This window comes from Achromobacter sp. PD1 (genome assembly GCF_048541815.1).
Taxonomy (GTDB): domain Bacteria; phylum Pseudomonadota; class Gammaproteobacteria; order Burkholderiales; family Burkholderiaceae_B; genus Achromobacter; species Achromobacter bronchisepticus_A.
Genome location: NZ_CP183349.1, coordinates 6,916,260 through 6,935,215, shown reverse-complemented (window position 1 = coordinate 6,935,215; position 18,956 = coordinate 6,916,260). Strand labels below are relative to the sequence as shown.

Here is an 18,956-nt window from a genome sequence, read left to right as displayed (position 1 = left end):
GACGGTTCAGCGCAATGGCTTGCATGCCATATGCAAAGCGCCCGGATTTAAAGGCGTGCCCAATGTATCCTGAGCGCAAAACAAAAAAGCCAACCTCGCGGTTGGCTTTCTTTGCTTTGCGTCTTTTTTTAACCTTGGTACGCCGACAACGATAAGCCTTAGGCTTACGTCATCTTCCAAGGGTCTTTGGTGGGTAGTACTGGGTTCGAACCAGTGACCCCTGCCGTGTGAAGGCAGTGCTCTACCACTGAGCTAACCACCCCGAAAGAGGCGAAATATTAGCACGTTTTTTTGAACGCGTGCAAGTCGCCTCGAAAAAACTTTATGCGGCCGCCACTGGCGCGTCGATCTTGCGCCAGGTGCACTCCCCGCCCACGGACTTGTCCAAGGCCGCGAGATAGTTTTCGTGCTCGGCCAGTTCCGCCTCGCTGGCCTTGATCACGGGCAGGCCCGAAGCGTCGAAGCGGGCCAGTTCGATACCATTGCCGCCGCCGCTGGCGCCGTCGTCCACGTCGATCAGCAGCGCGTCCTGGCCGCGGGTCATGGCCAGCCAGACTTCCGCCAACAGCTGCGAGTCCAGCAATGCGCCGTGCAGGGTGCGGTGGGCGTTGGAAATGCCGAAGCGGTCGCACAGCGCGTCCAGCGAATTGCGCTTGCCTGGGAACAGCGAGCGCGCATGCAGCAGCGAGTCCGTGACCGTTTCGCAGTACTCGGTGACCGGGCCGCGCCCGGTCTTGGCGAGTTCGGCGTTGAAGAACTTGACGTCGAACGCCGCGTTGTGCGCGATCAGCTCGGCGCCCTGGATGAACTTGACGAATTCGTCCGCGACATCGGCGAAGCGCGGCTTGTCGGACAGGAACTCGGTAGTCAGACCGTGCACCGCCAGCGCCTCGGGGTCGCTGTCGCGGTCCGGGTTCAGGTAGATGTGCAGGTTGTTGCCGGTGGTCATCCGGTTGACCATCTCCACGCAGCCGATCTCGACGATGCGATGGCCCTGGGCAGGGTCCAGTCCGGTGGTTTCAGTGTCAAAGATGATCTGGCGCATAACTTATTCCGACGCTTGGGCAGGCGCGGCGGGCTGCGCGTGCGGCGCCGGAGCGGGGTCCGGATGATGCGCTGCGCTGCCGGCCTGGCCGGGTTTCTTGCGTGCGGTGGCGATCAAGGTGTAGGCCACCGGCACGACGAACAAGGTCAGTAGTGTACCCAGCATCAGCCCGCCCACCAGAACCCAGCCGATCTGCTGGCGCGATTCCGCCCCCGCGCCCGTGGACAAGGCCAGCGGCACGGTGCCCAGCACCATGGCGCCGGTCGTCATCAGGATGGGGCGCAGGCGCAGCACGCTGGCTTCGACCACCGCCTCGAACAGTTCCTTGCCTTCGTCGCGCAGCTGGTTGGTGAATTCGACGATCAAAATGCCGTGCTTGGTGATCAGCCCCACCAGCGTGATCAGGCCGATCTGGCTGTAGATGGACAAGGTGCCGCCGGTCAGCCACAGCGCCAGCAGCGCGCCGGTCATGGACAGCGGTACCGACAGCATGATGATGAAGGGATTGCGCCAGCTTTCGAACTGCGCGGCCAGCACCAGGTAGATGAAGGCCAGCGCCATGGCGAAGACCAGGTAGATGCTGCCGGAGGAATCGCGGAACTCGCGCGACTGGCCGTCCAGGTCGGTGACGATGGTGTTGGGCAGCACCTCGCGCGCCACCTGATGCATATGCGTCAGGACTTCGCCCAGCGCGTAGCCGGGCGCCACCGCGCCGTCGATCTTCACGGCGCGCAGGCGGTTGAAGTGGTTCAGCGATTGCGGCGACACGCCCTCATGCACGCCCAGCAGGTTGTCCAGCTGCACCATGCTGCCGTCGCGCGCCCGCACGTAGATGCCCGAGATATCGGTGGGGTTGGCGCGGTCGCGCGGCGTCACCTGCACGATCACGTCGTACTGTTCGCCTTCGTCCTTGTAGCGCGTGACCTGGCGGCCGCCCAGCATGGATTCCAGGGTGCGGCCCACGGTGTCCACATTGGCGCCCACGTCGGCCATCTTGTCGCGGTCCACGCGCACCCGCAGCTCGGGCGTATTCAGGCGCAGGTCGGTGTCCAGGTTGATCAGGCCGGGATACTTGCGCAACTCGGTCAGGAACACTTCGGTCAGGCGTGACAGCTCGGCGTAGGACGCCTGGCTCATGATGATGAATTCCACCGGCTTGGAACGCGCCGACTGGCCCAGCGACGGCGGGTTGGTCGGGAATGCGCGCACCCCGGGCAGCGAGGCGAATTGCGGCTGCAGCTGCTGCGTGATGGCCTGCTGCTTGCGGCTGCGCTCTTCCCAGGGTTTCAGGCGCAGGATGGCGGTGCCGTCGGTCACGGTAGGAAAGCCCACGGTCACCTGGCTGCCGCTGGCCTCCGGAATGTCGGAGTAGAACTTTTCGATACCCAGCATGCTTTCCAGCGTGTAGTTCAGCGTCGCCCCTTCAGGCGAGCTGACGATGCCGAACACCACGCCGCGATCCTCGATGGGCGCCAGCTCGCTCTTGACCACCTTGAACAGCACGCCGCTCGCGGCCGCGACCGCCAGGCCGATGGCCACCACCACCCAGCGGTGGCGCAGGGCCAGCGCCAGCGCGCGCCGGTAGCCGTTGCTCATGCCGTTGAGCCAGCCTTCGATCAGGTTGTACCAGCGGCTGTGGCTGCTCTGGTGGCGCAGCAGCACCGAGCACATCATGGGCGTAAGCGTCAGCGCCACGAAACCGGACACCAGCACGGCGCCGGCCAGCGCCAGCGCGAACTCGATGAACAGCCGCCCGGTGCGGCCCGTGGCGAAGGCCAGCGGCGCGTACACGGTGACCAGCGTCATGGTCATGGCGACCACCGCGAAGCCGATCTCACGCGAACCGCGCAGCGCGGCCTCCTTGCGCGGCATGCCCTCTTCGATGTGGCGGAAGATGTTCTCCAGCACCACGATCGCGTCGTCCACCACCAGGCCGATGGCCAGCACCATGGCCAGCAGCGTCAGCGTGTTGATGGAAAAGCCGAACAGGTACATCAGCGCGCAGGCGCCTACCAGCGACACCGGAATGGTGACGATGGGGATGATGCTGGCGCGCAGGTTGCGCAGGAAGAAGAAGATCACCAACACCACCAGCACGATGGCTTCGCCGATGGTGTGGAACACGGAATCGATGGAGCGTTCGATGAACACCGACGAGTCGTACGCGATGTTCAGCTTCATGCCGGCCGGCAGGTTCTCGTTCAGGCGCGCCACTTCCTCGCGAGCCGCCTTGGACAGTTCCAGCGGGTTGGCGGTGGACTGGCGCGTCACGCCGATGTTGATGGCGGGCTTGCCGTTGAAGCGCGACAGGATGCGGTCGCTGGCGGCGGCGATCTCCACGTTGGACACGTCGCGCAGGCGGACCGGATAGCCTTTGACGTTGGCGACGATCACGTTCTCGAACTGCGCGGGCGTCTGCAGGTCGGTAGAGGACACCACCGAAAACTCGCGGGCGCGCGATTCGATGCGGCCTGCCGGGATCTCGACGTTCTGGCTGCGCAGCGCGGCCTCCACGTCCTGCACGGTCAGGCCGTAGGCGGCGAGCTTGTCGCGGTCCACGTAGATGCGCATGGACGGCAGGCGTTCGCCGAAGACGCGCACCTCGGCCGCGCCCGGCAGCACCGACAGGCGGGTCTTGATGTAGCGGTTGATGTAGTCCGAGGTCTGGATCGCGGAATACGACCCGGACTCCACCGCGATATAGATGATGGGTTGGGAGTCCGCTTCGACCTTGCCGATGATGGGCTCGTCGATCTCGTCGGGCAGGAAGCGCCGCGCGCGCGAAACCTTGTCGCGGACTTCCGCGGCCGCGGCGTCCGGGTTGCGGGACAGGTTGAACTTGATGTTGATGAGGCTGCGTTCCGAGCGGCTGCGCGAGGTCATCACGTCCACGCCCTCGATGCCGGCCAGCTGGTCTTCCAGCGGCTTGGTCACCTGCGACTCGATCACCTCGGGCGAAGCGCCCTTGTAGGTGGTGTCCACCGACACGATGGGCTCGTCGATCTTCGGATACTCGCGCACGGTCAGGCGCGAATATGAAATCAGGCCGATCAGCACGATGATCAGCGACAGGACCGATGCGAACACCGGCCGCTTGATGCAGGTTTCCGAGATACGCATTGCGCTACCGCCAAAAATGGAAAAAGGCCGGCGTCACGCGCCGTTGCCCAGAACGGTCACCGCGGCGCCGTCCGTCACCCGCTGCAAGCCCGACACCACCAGTTGGTCGCCCGCCGCCACCCCGGTCAGGATTTCGACGCGGCCCTCGCGGCGCTCGCCGATGGTGACCTCGCGCCGCTCGGCCACGCCGTTCTTGACCCGGTAGACGTACTGCGTCGCGCCCGAGGGCGACAGCGCGGCTTCCGGCGCGACCAGCGCCTTGTCCTGGCTGAACTGCAATTGCACTCGGGCGAACATGCCCGGGCGCAGCACCGCATCCTTGTTGGCGACCGTGGCGCGCAGCAGGATGGAGCGCCCGCCCGCGTCCACCAGCGGGCTCACCGCATAGACCACGCCCAGGCGCTCCTGGCCGGGCAGCGCGTCCATGCGCAGCGTCAGCGGCTGGCCCACGCCCACCTTGCTCAAATACATTTCAGGGACGCGGAAGTCGACCTTGAGCGGATCGATCGCCTCCAGCGGGGCCAGGTCCTGGCCCTGGTTGACGTAGTCGCCCACCGACACGCTGCGCAAGCCCGCAATGCCGCCAAATGGCGCCGAGATCGTCATCTTGTCCAGCCGCGCCTGCGCCAGCGCCACGGCGGCTTCCTGCACCTTGAGCGTGCTGGCGGATTCGTCGCGCGCCTGCTGGCTGACGAAGCCCTTGCCCTGCAGCTCGACCGAGCGCCGGTAGTGGCTTTGCGCCAGCGTCAGGTTGGCGCGGGCCTGGGCCAGCTCGGCGCGCGGCACGGAATCGTCCAGGCGGATCAGCACGTCGCCGCGCTTGACCGGCTGGCCTTCCTTGAAGTCGATCGACTGGATGCGGCCCGCGACCTCCGGCCGCAGCACCACGGACTCGTCGGAACGCAGGCTGCCCACGGCCGAGATGCCGCGCGCGAAAGGTATTTCCTGGGCGGCAGCCACCTCGACCCGGACCGGCACGGCGCGCGTGACCAGGGGCGCTTGAACGGCGCCGGGTTGCGGACTGGCGGTTCCGTGGGCAAGCCAGCGCGGCACAAAAATGCCGAGCGCGGCCCCCGCGGCCAACCCTGCCGCTACGGCGGCGAGCAGTACTGCTTTTTTCATGCGCGAATGTGGCGGTATTGCGGCGCGGGCCTGGCATGCCCCCACGCGGACTGCGCCGCAGGAACTGGAATGAGGGTTGGCACTTTAGCACCCGGATTTACATACTGGAACAATCCTGAAGCCGGATGAAAGAACTAAATTCGCCCCAGAGGGCGGATTCGAGGGTATATCCCGATGCCCTCAGCCCCGGCGGGCCGATTCCACGCCCATGTTGGCCAGCTGGTCGGCCCGTTCGTTGCCGGGATCGCCGGCATGGCCGCGGACCCAGCGCCAGGACACGGTATGGCGCTGTACCTGTTCGTCCAGCAGTTGCCACAGCTCGGCGTTCTTGACCGGCTTCTTGTCGGCCGTCATCCAGCCGCGCCGCTTCCAGTTGGCGAGCCATTCGGTCATGCCCTTCATCACATACTGGGAGTCCGTATGGATGGTGACCGTGCACGGACGCTTGAGCGCGCGCAGGCCCTGGATGACCGCCAACAGTTCCATCCGGTTGTTGGTGGTCTGGAGTTCGCCGCCATGCAGGGTCTTTTCGTGGCTGCCGGCGCGCATCAGCACGCCCCAGCCGCCCGGACCGGGATTGCCCTTGCAGGCGCCGTCGGTCCACATTTCCACTTTCTGCTCGTTCGCTTTGTCGTCCTGCATGGTGCTGCTTGGTATTCCTTGCAAAAAAATTGGCCCCGCGGCGCGGGGCTGGGCCCATCAGGAGCCGTCGTCCGCGTGGCGGTTGACCACCACGGACGCGGCGCGGGCGCGTTTGGGCTTGGCCTTCTTCCAGGCCGGGCCAATGATACGCATGCCGGCCACTCGCTTGACGGCCGACACCAGATAGACCGCGCCGCCCACGCTCCACCAGCGGGCGCCCGCCGACTCTAGGAAGGACCAGCGCTGCAGCCACTTTTCGCTGCGGCAGGCCGGCGCGTAGCAGCCGAAGTGGCTGCTCTCGACCTCGAGCGACAGCAGCTTGAACCAGTCCTTCAGGCGCGGCAGGGACACCTGGGATGACGGCGGCTGCGGCAGCCAGGGTTCCATGCCGGGCATGCGCGTGCGCGCGCCCCACATGCTCCAGGGATTGAAGCCCGAGATCACCACCCGCCCTTCGGGCACCAGCACGCGCTCGACCTCGCGCAGCACGTTGTGAGGATCCTCCGCGCACTCGAAGGCATGCGGCAGGATCAGGAGGTCCACGCTCTGGGATTCGAACGGCAAGGCCTCGGGTTCGGCCAGCACCACCCGCGACTGCCAGGCGGCCGTGCTTTCCGCGGACGGGGTCTCGCCGCCCACGTAGCCCTTGAAGGGCATGCGGTTGGCGCGCAGCAGATTCATGTCCGCCAAGCCCACCTGCCAGGCGTAATATCCGAACACGTCCGCGACAGCCGCGTCGAACTGCGCCCGCTCCCAGGCCAGCACGTACTGTCCCGGCGGCGTCTGGAACCATTCGGCCAGTTCTACAATCGGCGGAGTATCTTCTGCCACGTTCTATTCCTTCGAATCCCATGCAAGCCTTGACCGCCCCCACAGGCGGCCGCGATCGCAACGCCGCGGTCTTGCCGCTACCCGCCTTCAATGACAACTACATCTGGGCCATCGTCCGCGGCAATGAAGCCGCCGTGGTGGATCCCGGCGACGCCGGCCCGGTGCTGCACTGGCTGGCCCAGAACGGCTTGAGACTGCGCGCCATTCTACTCACGCACCATCACGGCGACCACGTGGGCGGCGTACCGGAATTGTCCCGCATCGAGGGCATCACCGTATACGGCCCCGCGCATGAGCAGCTGCCGCGCTGCGACGTGCGCCTGGCGGAGGGCGACCGCGTGGCGATCCCGGAACTGGACCTGGACCTGGCCGTGCTGGACGTTCCCGGACACACCGCCGGCCACATCGCCTACTACGGCCGCGCGGCCGGTCTGGAGCCGGTTCTGTTCTGCGGCGACACCCTGTTTGCGGCGGGCTGTGGCCGTCTTTTCGAAGGCACTCCGGCGCAAATGCATGATTCTTTAGGGAAATTTTCTGTTTTACCGCCAGATACACAGGTTTTTTGCGCACACGAGTACACTCTAGCGAACTTGCGCTGGGCCTTGGCAGTCGATCCGGCCAACCGCAGCCTGCAACAGTGGCACCAGCAGGCCCAGCAATTACGAGCAGAAGGTCTTCCCACGCTTCCGTCCACCATCGGGCAGGAACGCGCGGCCAATCCGTTTTTGCGCACGCAAGAAGTTGAGGTCGTCCACGCCGCAGAGCGCTGGGCCGGCCGCAGCCACGCTACGCCGGTAGAGGTTTTTGCCTCCCTTCGTGAATGGAAGAACGATTTCAAGTGACAACCTGATGAATCTATCCCGACTCCTTCTGCCGCTCATGCTGGCAGTCCTCGCCGGTTGCGCAGGAACCAAAGCCCCCGATAGCAAGAACCTCACCACCAATTCGCAAGGGCGATACATCGCCCGCGACACGTCCCGGACGGTTGACCTGACCAACCCGCCCGCCGACGCCTGGGACCGCATCCGCCGCGGTTTCGCCATTCCCAACCTGAACACCGACCTCTCGCAGCAGTGGACCGACTACTACGCGTCCCACCCCGAGTCAGTGCAGCGCATGGCGGAACGGGCCGGCAAGTACCTGTATTTCATCGTCGACGAGATCAACCGCCGCGGCCTGCCGACCGAGCTGGCGCTGCTGCCCTTCGTCGAAAGCGCCTACAACCCGACCGCGCTGTCGCGCGCCCAGGCATCCGGCCTGTGGCAGTTCGTGCCGGCCACGGGCCAGCACTTCAACCTGAAGCAGGACTGGTGGCGCGACGAGCGCCGCGACCCCATCGCCTCGACCAACGCGGCGCTGGACTACCTGGAAAAGCTGTTTGAAATGCAGGGCGACTGGTACCTGGCGCTGGCCTCGTACAACTGGGGCGAAGGCTCGGTGCAACGCGCCATGGCCAAGAACGAAGCGGCCGGCCAGGGCACGGACTACCTGTCCCTGAACATGCCCGACGAAACCCGCAACTACGTGCCCAAGCTGCAGGCCATCAAGAACATCATCGCCGATCCGCAGCGCTATGCGGTGGCCCTGCCCCCGGTGGGCAATACGCCCTACTTCGTGACGGTCCAGAAGAACAGCGACATCGACCTGGAAATCGCCGCCAAGCTGGCGGAAATGCCGCTGGACGAATTCAAGGCCCTGAACCCCTCGTTCAACCGCCCCGTGATCCGCGGCGACCACGGCCCCACCCTGCTGCTACCGGCCGACCGTGTCGAAATCTTCAACGCCAACCTGACCAACTACAAGGGCGATCTCAGCGCCTGGAAGATCTACCACTCGCGCCGCGGCGAATCCTACGCCTCGATCGCCAAACGTTTCGGCGTGAGCGAAGCCACGCTGCGCCAGACCAACGACATCGGTTCGCGCCAGAAATCCGCCTCCGGCCAATCCCTGCTGGTGCCGGGCGAGCCCGGCACGGGCGGCGTGCAACTGGCCTCGCTGGCCACGCCGGTGGGCGCACTGGACTCGGCGCCGTCGGACAACAAGGCTGCCGCCCCGCGCGGCCGCGCCGCCCAGGCGCCGGCTGCCCGCGTGGCCAGCGCCCGCCCCAATGTCCGCACCCACAAGGTGCGCCAGGGCGACACGCTGTTCTCGCTGGCCAAGCAGTACGGCACCTCGGTCGACGCGCTGCGCGCGCTCAACAACATCAAGGGCAGCGCCCTGAAGGTGGGCTCGCAGCTGCGCGTGCCGGGTACCAACGCCCGCGGCTGATTGGCGCAGAAACAATAAAGACGCACCATGAAACGACCCCAGAAGTTGGACTAGTGTCCGACTTCTGGGGTCGGTCCATTTTCGGCCGGTGATTTCTATGGAAAATTGCTCCCAATCGGCCGAGAAACCATGCGTCGTCAAGCGCAAGCGCAACAAGCTGCATAGGGAACGGCCCGCAGTAGATTGATTGGCAGGTTCGCTTGCCGCATACCTAGCTCCCTTCTCTTAGACTTGTTGATAGCGAAATTAGTGAAATTATCGATTTAGGATAATTTCGCTAATTTCCGTACACATGAACCCTGTCCTGAACCCATACGCGCCAGGCGCAGGCAGCCCCCCTCCCGAACTCGCGGGACGTGACCACATCCGCGAGGACGTGCGCGTGTGCTTGGAACGCCTCAAGCTGGGCAAGCAAGCCAAGAGCGTCTTGTTGCTCGGCCTTCGCGGCGTCGGAAAGACAGTGCTCTTGGACAAGATGCGATCCGATGCGGAAGATAGAGGCGCGCACACCGTTCGCGTCGAGGCCCCTGAGAACAAGTCATTGCCAGCACTACTGGCGCCCCAACTGCGTTTGGCCCTCCTGCGCCTAAGCAGAGTGGAGGCCGCCAAAGATATCGCGATCAGGGGGCTAAGAGGTTTGGCCGGCTTCGCAAGAAGGCTCAAGGTCTCGTTTACGGACATCGAAGTCGGCTTCGATTACGAACCAGAACCCGGTCTTGCCGACAACGGAGACTTGGAAGAGGACCTTGCAGCGCTACTTGAGCAAGTTGGCCGTGCAGCCCGAGCAGCGGATACCGTGGTCGCCCTCTTCATTGATGAACTCCAATACGTTGAAGAAGCGCAACTGGCGGCACTGATCTCCGCGCTGCACCGGTGTGCTCAACAGCAGTTGCCCGTTACCTTGGTCGGCGCAGGACTACCTCAGCTGCGCGGTCGCATGGGCCAGGCGAAGTCCTATGCGGAACGACTGTTCAAATTTGCCGAGATTGGGGCGTTGAACACGGCTGACGCAACGTTGGCCATCAACGTGCCGGCAAACAACGAGAACGTCGAAGTTGAGCTAGCCGCGATCGATTCGATCATTGCCGTAACGCAGGGGTATCCATACTTCCTGCAAGAGTGGGGAAAATGCGCATGGGATGTCGCAACGGCGAGCCCGATCACTGCCGAAGACGTCGAGAACGCGTCTCGCGAAGCCGTCGCAGCATTGGATGAGGGTTTTTTTCGCGTCCGATTCGATCGGCTTACTCCAGCCGAAAAAAAGTACTTGCGCGCCATGGCGGAATTGGGACCCGGCCCTCACAGATCCGGTGATATTGCGCAACAGCTAGGCCGGCCCGTTGCCTCCTTTGGACCCGTTCGTGGCTCCCTGATTGTCAAAGGCATGCTCTGGAGTCCCACTCATGGCGACACGGCATTTACCGTGCCTATTTTCGACGAATTCATGAAACGCATCATGCCCGGAGACAGCTGGCAGACGAACTGAGGTCGATGCATGGAGGCACTAGGGAGCGGTCCTCGAAGACGCTCCCTGAAAGCGCCAAAACCAACTCCTTAACCTCTAACACCCGCGAACTGCGCGCTCCATTGCGCCAGTTGGCCCGCCGTGACGCCCACGCCGCCGCACAGGATCACCGCCACCGAGCGGGCGTTCTTCAGAAACTCCGAACCGCTGTCCAGCGCCGCCACCGAGGCGCCGCAGGCGGGTTCGACCAGGATGCGGTGCTCCAGCAACACGTCTTCGCAAGCCGCCACCGCGGCGGCATCCGACACCACCACGCTCTCGATGGGATGCTCCTTGGCCAGGTCCAGCGCGCGGTCGCAGACCTGCCGCGCGCCCAATGAGGTCGCAATGGACCGGATCTCGGGCAACAGCACCGGCGCCCCCGCGCCCAGGGCCTGGGCATAGGAGTCGGCGCCGGCCGTCTCGGCCGCGATCACCGGCACGTCCGCCCAGCCGTTGCGCCGCAGGCCCTCGACCACGCCGCACAGCAGGCCGCCGCCGCCGACCGAGCAGATGACCGCATCCGGTCGGCCGCCTTGCCGGGCCAGCTCGTCGATCATGGTTGCGTGTCCCTCCCACAGCAAGGGGTCATCGAAGGGATGCAGGAACGCGTCCGCCTCGGTCATGAGTTCCAGCGCGCGGGCGTTGGCTTCCATCCAGGAAGCGCCATGCACGATGACCTCCGCCCCTTCCGAACGGATCAGGCTCTTGGCGCGTTCCGAGGTCGTGGCAGGCACCACCACGGTCACCGGCGTGGCCAGCATGCGGCCGGCGTAGGCCACCGCGTACCCGGCGTTGCCGCCGGACGAAGAGATGAAGCGCCGGGCGCCGCGGGATTTGTAGATCTGGCACGCATGGCCTATGCCGCGGGCCTTGAACGAGCCGCTGGGCTGCAGCGCCTCCATCTTCAGGCGCACGTCCTTGCCGCTGCGCAGGGAGAAGGCGCGGGATGCGAGCGCCGGGGTTTCGATATGGATTGCCATGTTCCGTTCTTCAAGAATGAGTAAATCAGACCGCGCTGGCCACGACGCAACAAACGTTGCCGGGCACGACGATGCCGGGATGGCGCTTGGCGAAGATGACGCCGCTGGTCCCGTAAACCAGTTCAACCGGCGCACGCCGCGGATCGAAGGTCTGGTGGATTCGGCCTGCGGGCTGGCCGGCCTCGACGGCCTCGCCATGCCGATGATAGGCCTCGAACACGCCGCGATCCGAGGCGATGACATAGGACTTCGCGCCGCTGACCTTGCACAGGGGCGCGGGCTGCGCCGCCAGCGGCTGGGCGCAAGCCTGGTCCAGCACACCCCAATGCGCCAGCACGCGCAGCGCGCCGGCGCGGCACAGCGCGAGTGCGCTGTCGGTCACGGTGCCGCGTCCCGCCATCTCGGTGCTGACGCAGGTAAGCCCCGCCGCCACCGCCGAAGCAACGCTGGTGCGCGTGTCGCCCAGCGTGTCCAGCATCACGTTGAAGGGCGCGCCGAAGGCCATCACGGCATCGATGTTGCGCTGGGTTTGCGCGGCATCCTGCGAGGGCTGCACCAGGGCGCTGGGAATGATGTCCAGCGACGAACCGCCGGAATGCAGGCTGAGAAACGCGTCGCCGCGCGAGAACAGTTCGTCGCTGACGTAGGCGGCGATCTGTTCCGTGATGCTGCCCGCATGGTCGCCGGGAAACGTGCGGTTCAGGTTCTTGCCGTCCAGCGGCGAGGTGCGCAGGCCGGCTTCAGCCGCCGGCGCGTTGAGCGCGGGCATGATGATCAGGCGGCCCCGGACGCGGTCCAGCGGCAGGTCGCGGATGAGTTCGCCCAGCACGATCTGGCCTTCGTACTCGTCTCCATGATTGCCGCCTTCCAGAATGACGGTGGGGCCGTCGCCATTGGCCAGCACCGCCATGGGTATGCGCACCGTGCCCCAGGCGTCTTCGTGCGGCGACTGCGGGATGTGCAGGAAGCCCGCCTGGCGTCCAGGCGCGTCGAGATCGATGTCGGTGAACGCCGTCGCGCAGTGCGGGTTGCGCGCCGGCAGATGCGCGACCCGCCGGTCACGCAATAGAGGCGACTCGCGGAATGTCGGTTTCGTCATAGACCTTTTGGGTATACGTTAGGGGTTTCGATCGGGAAAATATATGTATTTGACCGATCAGCAACAAATACTTTTGATGTTTTCTACATATGCCCAGGAGGCATGGCATGGAGTTGAGACAGTTGCGCTATTTCGCGGCGGTGTGCGCAGCCGGCAGCGTGGCGGGCGCGGCGAAAGCGTTGCATATCGCCCAGCCCGCGCTGTCGCGCCAGATGATGGCGCTGGAAGAGGAGTTCGGCGCGCAACTGCTGGTGCGCTTGCCGCGCGGCGTGGCGCTCACGCGCGCCGGCGAGGCGCTGCTCGCCCAGGCGAAACTGATGCTGGCGGGTTCTGAAACCCTGCGGGCGCAGGTGGCGCTGGCGGCCCACGGCAAGGCGGGCTCGCTGAAGATCGGCATCATGCCCGGCTACAGCTGGCTGCCCGGCCTGGGACAGGCGATCGCCGCCCTGTCGCGCGCCTCGCCCGACACCGACGTGCAGCTGGAATCCGGCCTGTCGGCATGGCAGCTCGACGCGATCAAGCGCCACGAGCTGGACGCGGGCGTCGTCGCCTGGCGCTCTCCGCTCGACGGCGAAGTGGAAGGAATGAAAATCTATGAAGACCGCATGCTGCTGGCCATGCCCGCGGCGGTGGCGCGCAGCGTCGGCAAGATCCGCACGCTCAAGGACCTGGCGGGCCAGAGATTCATCCTGTTCCCGCGAGCCGGATCGCCCTCGCACTATGACGCGCTGGTCCGCATCCTGAAGGCCGCCGGCATTCCGGTGACACGCCCGGCCGCCGTGGCGACCGATCTTCCCACCATCCTCGGCCTGGTGTCGGCCGGACTGGGCTGCGCCGTCATTCCCGCCTCGTTCCGGCAACACGGCCCGGCCGGCGTCGTCTTCAAGGAAGTCGGCGGCATAGACCTGACGTTCGACCTGGAGCTGGTCTGGCGCGCCGACCAGCGCGATCCCTTGCTCGCCAGTTTCGTACGCCTGTTCCCACCGCCCGGAAAACCGTCCTGAGGCTCATGCCAGTCGGACGCGTCCCAGGGATTTTCATATCGCGAAACCGCGCAAACTCCTTAAAATAGGCGGATTCCAGAGGGAAAAAATCAAAGGATAGAAATATGGGCTTTCTCGCCGGCAAGCGCATCCTGGTCACCGGGGTGCTTTCCAACCGATCCATCGCCTACGGCATCGCGCGCGCCTGTCACCAACAAGGCGCCGAACTGGCGTTCACCTACGTGGGCGACCGCTTCAAGGACCGCGTAGGCGAATTTGCCGCCGAATTCGGCAGCAAGATCGTGCTGCCCTGCGATGTGGCCGAAGACAGCCAGATCGAAGGCGCCTTCGCCGAACTCGGCCAGCACTGGGACGGCCTGGACGGCCTGGTGCACTCCATCGGCTTCGCCCCGCGCGAAGCCATCGCCGGCAACTTCCTCGACGGCCTGTCGCGCGAAGGCTTCCGCATCGCGCACGACATCTCGGCCTACAGCTTCGCCGCCATGGCCAAGGCCGCCCTGCCGCTGATGGAAGGCCGCAACGGCTCGGTGCTGACGCTGACCTACCTGGGCGCCGAACGCGTGGTTCCGAACTACAACACCATGGGCCTGGCCAAGGCCTCGCTGGAAGCCAGCGTGCGCTACCTGGCGACGGCGCTGGGCCCGCGCGGCATCCGCGCCAACGGCATTTCCGCCGGCCCCATCAAGACGCTGGCCGCCAGCGGCATCAAGGACTTCTCGGCCATCCTGAAGTTCGTGGAAGCCCAGGCTCCCCTGCGCCGCAACGTCACCATCGAAGACGTGGGCAACGTCGCCGCCTTCATGCTGTCGGACCTGGCCGCCGGCGTGACGGGCGAGATCACCCACGTGGACGCCGGTTTCTCGACCATCGTCCCGGGCATGGAAGACTGAGTCCGCGCGCGGCGGGGCCGCCGGCCCCAGCCGCCGCAGCCGGCCTGGTCAGGCCGGCTGCACCACCACGGTGGACACCTGCACGTCCACCGCCGTCATCAGCTTGTGCACCGGGCACTTCTCGGCCACCGCCAGCAATTCGTCTACCTGCGCGTCGGACAACTCGCCGTTCAGCGTCAGCTTGGCCGTCAAGCGGTAGATCCCCTTGCGCTCCTCGCTGGCGTCGCGCACCACCTCCACTCCCACCGACTCCAACGGCAGGCCCTTGCGCTGCGCGTAGACCATCAAAGTCATGGCCTTGCAGCCGCCCAACGCGGTATCGAAGTAGTCGTGAGGATCGGGGCCGGCGCCGGCAGGCTGGGGCATGTCCAGCGGCAGATCGTGGCCTTCGGCCGTGGCGGTGAATTGCAGCGTGTTGGGCGCATTCTGGCGCACGCGGATGCTCATGGGTCCTGTCTCCTGGTAACGGGTCCTGACGGGCGGCCGCCGCGGCCGCCCCAGACCACGTTGTATCACCTGGCGGGTGCGGCAGGACGACCCAGGCAGAAGCAACTGACTGTACGCTGAACTTCTGCCGCCCACTCCGGTCGGATATCTCTATCCGCAATACCTGAGCAAACTTTAAAGGGGGCCGCATGAGCGCCAGACAACTCCTCGATCAACTGCTGCAGTCCGGGCAAGGGCTGCTGTCGGACACCACCAGCCGGGTGCAGAACGCCACGGGTGGCAAGGGCTCGTCCTTCCTGACAGGCCTGGGCGGCGGCGCGCTGGGCGCGGGCGCCCTGGGACTGCTGCTGGGCAGCAAGAAGGCCCGCAAGATCGGCGGCAAGGTCGCCATGTACGGCGGCATGGCGGCGCTGGGCGCCCTGGCCTACCGCGCCTATGGCGATTGGCAACGCAGCCAGGCCGGCGCGCCTGCCGCTCCCCCGCAGACGCTGGACCGCCTGCCCGCGCCCCAGGCCGAGCAGCACAGCACGGCGGTGCTGACGGCCATGATCGGCGCGGCCAAGGCCGACGGCCACATCGGCCCGGAAGAACGCGCGCTGCTCGAAACCGAGCTGTCCAAGCTATCTTCGGACGCGCAAGACCGTCGCTGGCTTGAAGCCGAACTATCGCGCCCGCTGGATCCGTCCGTGATCGCGCAAGCCGCGCAGACGCCGGAAATGGCGGCCGAGATGTACCTGGCCAGCCTGCTGGTAGTGGACGAGGAAAGCTATATGGAACGCGCCTATCTGGACGAATTGGCGCGCCAGCTCAAGCTGCAGCCGGGCCTGAAGGAACAGCTCGAGCAGCACGCCCGGGCCGCCGCGGCCTGAGGCTGGCCGGCCTGCGCCCGGCTCAATCGGCGCGTAGGCCGATCGCCTGCGTCAAGGCGGTATAACGGTCGATATCCGCATCGATCATGGCTTGGAATTCCCGCGGCGTGCTGCTGGCCGGCGTGAAGCCCTGTCCACGCAACGCCGCCTGCACATCGGGGCGCTGGACGATCTTCGCCACCGCCGCATTCAGCTTGGCCACCACCGCGGGCGGCGTGGCTGCCGGCGCCAGCAGGCCGTGCCACTGGTCCAGCGCGTAGCCGGGCACGCCCTGCTCGGCCACCGTCGGCACCGACGGCAACAACGGCGAACGCGCCGGCGAGGTCACGGCCAGCGCCCGCAACTTGCCGGCCGCAATCAAGGGCGCGGCGCTGGACGCGGTGACCACGCCGACCCCGACCTGGCCCGCGGTCACGTCGGTAAGCGCCGGTCCGCAACCCTTGTAAGGCACGTGCTGCAGAGGCGCGCCGGTGGCGCGCGCCAGCATCTCGCCGGCCAGGTGCTGCGGCGTGCCGTTGCCGCAGGACGCGAACGCCAGCGGCCGGTCCGGCGTGGCGGCGGCCAGCGCATCGTCCAGGCTGCGCCAGGGCGAAACCGCCGGCACCACATACACGGACGGCACGAAGGCCACGTTGATGACCGCCGCAAAGTCCCGCTTGGGCGCGAAGCCCAGATTGCTGTAAACCCCGGGATTGATCGCGAAGGAACTGTTGACCATCAGCAGCGTATGGCCGTCGGCAGGGGCTTCCGCCACGGCGCGCGCGCCGATGTTGCCGCTGGCGCCAGGACGGTTTTCCACCACGACCGCCATGCCAAACTGCTCCTGCAGGCTCGCGCCAATGCGGCGCGCCAGCAAGTCGGTGCCGCCGCCCGGCGGAAACGTCACCACGATGGTGATGGGGTGCGAGGGATACGCGGCGTCCTTGGGCGCTTCGCCCGAAGGCGAATTGCCGCAGGCGGCCAGGGGCAAAACCAGGAACGCAAGAACAGAGCTAAGCAGGCGATTCATGATGCGGGCTTGCAAGCGTCCCTGCGCGGCAAGCGCGCGGGGACATGGGCAATGCCGGCCGGCGGCCGGCGGAAAGGCTCAGGCGTCCAGACCGATGTCGAGCACCTTGGCGCTATGGGTGATCCAACCCACCGCGATCTGGTCCACTCCGGTGGCCGCCACCGCGGCGGCGGTTTCGGGCGTGATGCGGCCCGAGGCTTCAGTAATGGCGCGGCCGCGCGCCATGGCCACTGCGCGGCGCAGATCGTCCAGGCTCATGTTGTCCAGCAGCACCACATCCACGCCCAGAGACAGCGCCGTTTCCAGCTGTTCCAGCGTGTCCACTTCCAGTTCGATCTTGACCATGTGGCCGATGCCGGCGCGCGCCCGCTCGACCGCCGTCGCGACCCCGCCCGCCAGCGCGATGTGGTTGTCCTTGATCAGCACCGCGTCGTCCAGGCCGTGGCGGTGATTGCTGCCGCCGCCCACGCGCACCGCGTACTTCTGCACGGCGCGCAGGCCCGGCATGGTCTTGCGGGTGCAGGTGACGCGGGCGCCGTAGCCTTCAATGGCGCGGGCGATGGACGCGGTGGCGCTGGCCACGCCGCTCAGATGGCACAGGAAGTTCAGCGCCACGCGCTCGGCCGTCAACATGGCGCGCGCGTTGCCGCTGATGCGGGCGATTTCCGTTCCCGGCAGCAGTTCGCTGCCATCGCGCAGCGCGACCTCGAACTTGATGGCGGGGTCCATGGCGCGAAACGCCAGGCGCGCCAGGTCCAGCCCGGCCAGCACGCCTTCCTGACGCGCGACCAAACGGGTCTGCGCCGTGGCGTCGGCGGGCACGATGGCATCGGTGGTCAGGTCCCCGGCGCGTCCCAGATCCTCGAGCAAGGCCGCGCGCACCAGCGGCTCCAGCATGACTTCCGGCAGAGGGGGAACGGGCAGTCGGGCGGTGGTCTGAGGCGCTTCGGTTTTAATGCTCATTTTGAGTATTTACCAGTTAAAAAAAGGCGCGCGGAGATTGCGCACCACTTATGCTAGAGACGAGCATAAGGCTTGTCAAGCGTCACATTGCCCGAGACAACGGCAACTTGCTCCCCGCAATAGCGCGCTCCAGCAGCACGTCACGGCGAAAACGGAACAGCTTGGCCGGCCTGCCGGCCGTGCCCGTGGCCATTTCGCCGGTCTCTTCGACCAGCGCCTGCTGCTCGATGAGGCGGCGGAAATTCTGCTTGTGCAGGCCGCGCCCGGCCAGCGCTTCCACGGCCAGCTGCAATTGCAGCAAGGTGAACTGCGCGGGCATCAATTCGAACACCACGGGCCGGTACTTGATCTTGGCGCGCAGCCGGGCGATGCCGGTGGCCAGGATGCGGCGGTGGTCGTGGCGCATGGGTTCGCCGGGCACCACGGCGCCCTTGCCTCCGCGCCGCGCCGCTTCGGGCACCAGCCCCGCTTCGAACAGCAGCTCGTAGCGCTGCAGCACCATGTCCTCGTTCCAGGGCGAGCCGTCCAGCCCGAAGGTGATGGCGGCGCGTTGGCGGCGGCGCATGCGCACGGCCGCATCGCTACTGTCTTCGCACCAGGCGGCCAGGCGCGGCACGATCATGTCTTCCACCAGCGCGGGCGTGCCTGCGCGCCGGTCCTCCCAGGGGAAGTAGCGGTACCAATCCTGCCAGCCCACTTGCGCCACGCCGGTCTCGCCAGCCTCGCGCGTCAGGCCCAGGTAGCTGACCGACATCACGCGCGCACCCGATTCATCGGAGCGGTCGCCGTCGGCGAAGGTGTAGAGCTGCTCCACGTAACCCAAGGGGTGATGGGTCTGCTCCTCCACCCAGGCGCGCAGGCCGGCCTGCAGCGAACGGTGCGACAGTTCGAAGGGGCCAGCCGGCAAGGCGCGCGCATCGTCGGTCGTCAGCACCCGCGGCTCGCCGTTGGTGACGGCGACCAGCACGGCAACGAGTTCAGCATGGACGGAGCGTTCGACGGATTCAGTCAAGGTAGGCGTATGGAAAGTGAGAAACCGGGCGGCTTGCGGCAAGCCGCGAGGCGTCGGAAATTATAAGGTTCGAGCTCCTGCAACAGCCCCTTGCAAACGTGACAGGCATTCCTGCTCCGGGCAGGCCGCGCGGCCCTAAGATGGAAGT

The 18,956-nt window shown here is 66.1% G+C and carries 17 protein-coding genes and 1 tRNA gene; 6 read left to right on the top strand and 12 right to left on the bottom strand.

The features are described 5' to 3' along the window. Positions 1-187: 187 nt before the first annotated feature. From ACM1PE_RS32715 to ACM1PE_RS32690, 6 genes are all read right to left on the bottom strand, one after another. A tRNA-Val gene (locus ACM1PE_RS32715) sits at positions 188-262 on the bottom strand. Between the two features lie 60 nt (positions 263-322). After that, a complete protein-coding gene (gene dnaQ, locus ACM1PE_RS32710) occupies positions 323-1,045 on the bottom strand; it encodes a DNA polymerase III subunit epsilon (protein ID WP_059372948.1) in 723 nt (240 codons plus the stop codon). 3 nt (positions 1,046-1,048) lie between these two features. Beyond that, positions 1,049-4,165: an efflux RND transporter permease subunit gene (locus ACM1PE_RS32705; RefSeq protein WP_059372946.1), complete on the bottom strand. Its 3,117-nt coding sequence runs from the start codon at positions 4,163-4,165 to the stop codon at positions 1,049-1,051. Between the two features lie 33 nt (positions 4,166-4,198). Continuing rightward, positions 4,199-5,287, bottom strand: coding sequence for an efflux RND transporter periplasmic adaptor subunit (locus ACM1PE_RS32700; protein ID WP_419342180.1), 1,089 nt, complete (start codon positions 5,285-5,287; stop codon positions 4,199-4,201). Between the two features lie 180 nt (positions 5,288-5,467). Beyond that, positions 5,468-5,929, bottom strand: coding sequence for a ribonuclease HI (gene rnhA / locus ACM1PE_RS32695; RefSeq protein WP_059372942.1), 462 nt, complete (start codon positions 5,927-5,929; stop codon positions 5,468-5,470). A gap of 57 nt (positions 5,930-5,986) precedes the next feature. Then, entirely contained in the window at positions 5,987-6,760 is a 774-nt protein-coding gene (locus ACM1PE_RS32690; RefSeq protein ID WP_118932570.1) for a class I SAM-dependent methyltransferase, read from the bottom strand. Positions 6,761-6,780: 20 nt separating this feature from the next. On the opposite strand from ACM1PE_RS32690, the gene gloB reads away from it, so the two are divergent. From gloB to ACM1PE_RS32675, 3 genes are all read left to right on the top strand, one after another. Further along, on the top strand, positions 6,781-7,602 hold the full coding sequence (gene gloB / locus ACM1PE_RS32685; protein WP_419342179.1) for a hydroxyacylglutathione hydrolase: 822 nt from the start codon (positions 6,781-6,783) through the stop codon (positions 7,600-7,602). A 7-nt stretch (positions 7,603-7,609) separates the two neighbouring features. After that, on the top strand, positions 7,610-9,028 hold the full coding sequence (locus ACM1PE_RS32680) for a transglycosylase SLT domain-containing protein (protein ID WP_059372931.1): 1,419 nt from the start codon (positions 7,610-7,612) through the stop codon (positions 9,026-9,028). A 292-nt stretch (positions 9,029-9,320) separates the two neighbouring features. Further along, positions 9,321-10,514, top strand: coding sequence for an ATP-binding protein (locus tag ACM1PE_RS32675; protein WP_059372929.1), 1,194 nt, complete (start codon positions 9,321-9,323; stop codon positions 10,512-10,514). A gap of 68 nt (positions 10,515-10,582) precedes the next feature. On the opposite strand, the gene ACM1PE_RS32670 is transcribed toward ACM1PE_RS32675, so the two are convergent. Both ACM1PE_RS32670 and ACM1PE_RS32665 read right to left on the bottom strand, forming a co-directional pair. Continuing rightward, positions 10,583-11,515, bottom strand: coding sequence for a pyridoxal-phosphate dependent enzyme (locus ACM1PE_RS32670; protein WP_419342177.1), 933 nt, complete (start codon positions 11,513-11,515; stop codon positions 10,583-10,585). A gap of 25 nt (positions 11,516-11,540) precedes the next feature. Beyond that, positions 11,541-12,614: a succinylglutamate desuccinylase/aspartoacylase family protein gene (locus ACM1PE_RS32665; RefSeq protein WP_280015901.1), complete on the bottom strand. Its 1,074-nt coding sequence runs from the start codon at positions 12,612-12,614 to the stop codon at positions 11,541-11,543. 107 nt (positions 12,615-12,721) lie between these two features. Between ACM1PE_RS32665 and ACM1PE_RS32660 the strand changes: the two genes are divergently transcribed. Then, complete coding sequence (locus ACM1PE_RS32660; RefSeq protein ID WP_165867831.1) at positions 12,722-13,618, top strand: LysR family transcriptional regulator; 897 nt, start codon at positions 12,722-12,724, stop codon at positions 13,616-13,618. Between the two features lie 104 nt (positions 13,619-13,722). After that, positions 13,723-14,508, top strand: a complete 786-nt coding sequence (gene fabI, locus ACM1PE_RS32655) for an enoyl-ACP reductase FabI (protein ID WP_013391441.1) — start codon at positions 13,723-13,725, stop codon at positions 14,506-14,508. Between the two features lie 48 nt (positions 14,509-14,556). On the opposite strand, the gene ACM1PE_RS32650 is transcribed toward fabI, so the two are convergent. Next, a complete protein-coding gene (locus ACM1PE_RS32650) occupies positions 14,557-14,955 on the bottom strand; it encodes an OsmC family protein (RefSeq protein ID WP_059372921.1) in 399 nt (132 codons plus the stop codon). A gap of 188 nt (positions 14,956-15,143) precedes the next feature. On the opposite strand from ACM1PE_RS32650, the gene ACM1PE_RS32645 reads away from it, so the two are divergent. Then, positions 15,144-15,824, top strand: a complete 681-nt coding sequence (locus tag ACM1PE_RS32645; RefSeq protein ID WP_059372919.1) for a tellurite resistance TerB family protein — start codon at positions 15,144-15,146, stop codon at positions 15,822-15,824. 22 nt (positions 15,825-15,846) lie between these two features. On the opposite strand, the gene ACM1PE_RS32640 is transcribed toward ACM1PE_RS32645, so the two are convergent. The 3 genes from ACM1PE_RS32640 to ACM1PE_RS32630 all read right to left on the bottom strand — a co-directional run bounded on the left by ACM1PE_RS32640 (position 15,847) and on the right by ACM1PE_RS32630 (position 18,808). Continuing rightward, positions 15,847-16,833, bottom strand: a complete 987-nt coding sequence (locus tag ACM1PE_RS32640) for a tripartite tricarboxylate transporter substrate binding protein (RefSeq protein ID WP_419342176.1) — start codon at positions 16,831-16,833, stop codon at positions 15,847-15,849. Positions 16,834-16,911: 78 nt separating this feature from the next. Beyond that, positions 16,912-17,796 (bottom strand): carboxylating nicotinate-nucleotide diphosphorylase, encoded by an 885-nt coding sequence (nadC, locus tag ACM1PE_RS32635; protein ID WP_419342175.1) that lies wholly within the window; start codon positions 17,794-17,796, stop codon positions 16,912-16,914. Positions 17,797-17,878: 82 nt separating this feature from the next. Next, on the bottom strand, positions 17,879-18,808 hold the full coding sequence (locus tag ACM1PE_RS32630) for an NUDIX hydrolase (protein WP_280015904.1): 930 nt from the start codon (positions 18,806-18,808) through the stop codon (positions 17,879-17,881). Between the last annotated feature and the right edge of the window lie 148 nt (positions 18,809-18,956).

Coding starts and splice junctions, on each gene's coding strand:
- dnaQ (WP_059372948.1), bottom strand. CDS start 1,045: ATGCGCCAGATCATCTTTGACACTGAAACCACCGGACTGGACCCTGCC.
- ACM1PE_RS32705 (WP_059372946.1), bottom strand. CDS start 4,165: ATGCGTATCTCGGAAACCTGCATCAAGCGGCCGGTGTTCGCATCGGTC.
- ACM1PE_RS32700 (WP_419342180.1), bottom strand. CDS start 5,287: ATGAAAAAAGCAGTACTGCTCGCCGCCGTAGCGGCAGGGTTGGCCGCG.
- rnhA (WP_059372942.1), bottom strand. CDS start 5,929: ATGCAGGACGACAAAGCGAACGAGCAGAAAGTGGAAATGTGGACCGAC.
- gloB (WP_419342179.1), top strand. CDS start 6,781: ATGCAAGCCTTGACCGCCCCCACAGGCGGCCGCGATCGCAACGCCGCG.
- ACM1PE_RS32680 (WP_059372931.1), top strand. CDS start 7,610: ATGAATCTATCCCGACTCCTTCTGCCGCTCATGCTGGCAGTCCTCGCC.
- ACM1PE_RS32675 (WP_059372929.1), top strand. CDS start 9,321: ATGAACCCTGTCCTGAACCCATACGCGCCAGGCGCAGGCAGCCCCCCT.
- ACM1PE_RS32670 (WP_419342177.1), bottom strand. CDS start 11,515: ATGGCAATCCATATCGAAACCCCGGCGCTCGCATCCCGCGCCTTCTCC.
- ACM1PE_RS32665 (WP_280015901.1), bottom strand. CDS start 12,614: ATGACGAAACCGACATTCCGCGAGTCGCCTCTATTGCGTGACCGGCGG.
- ACM1PE_RS32660 (WP_165867831.1), top strand. CDS start 12,722: ATGGAGTTGAGACAGTTGCGCTATTTCGCGGCGGTGTGCGCAGCCGGC.
- fabI (WP_013391441.1), top strand. CDS start 13,723: ATGGGCTTTCTCGCCGGCAAGCGCATCCTGGTCACCGGGGTGCTTTCC.
- ACM1PE_RS32650 (WP_059372921.1), bottom strand. CDS start 14,955: ATGAGCATCCGCGTGCGCCAGAATGCGCCCAACACGCTGCAATTCACC.
- ACM1PE_RS32645 (WP_059372919.1), top strand. CDS start 15,144: ATGAGCGCCAGACAACTCCTCGATCAACTGCTGCAGTCCGGGCAAGGG.
- ACM1PE_RS32640 (WP_419342176.1), bottom strand. CDS start 16,833: ATGAATCGCCTGCTTAGCTCTGTTCTTGCGTTCCTGGTTTTGCCCCTG.
- nadC (WP_419342175.1), bottom strand. CDS start 17,796: ATGAGCATTAAAACCGAAGCGCCTCAGACCACCGCCCGACTGCCCGTT.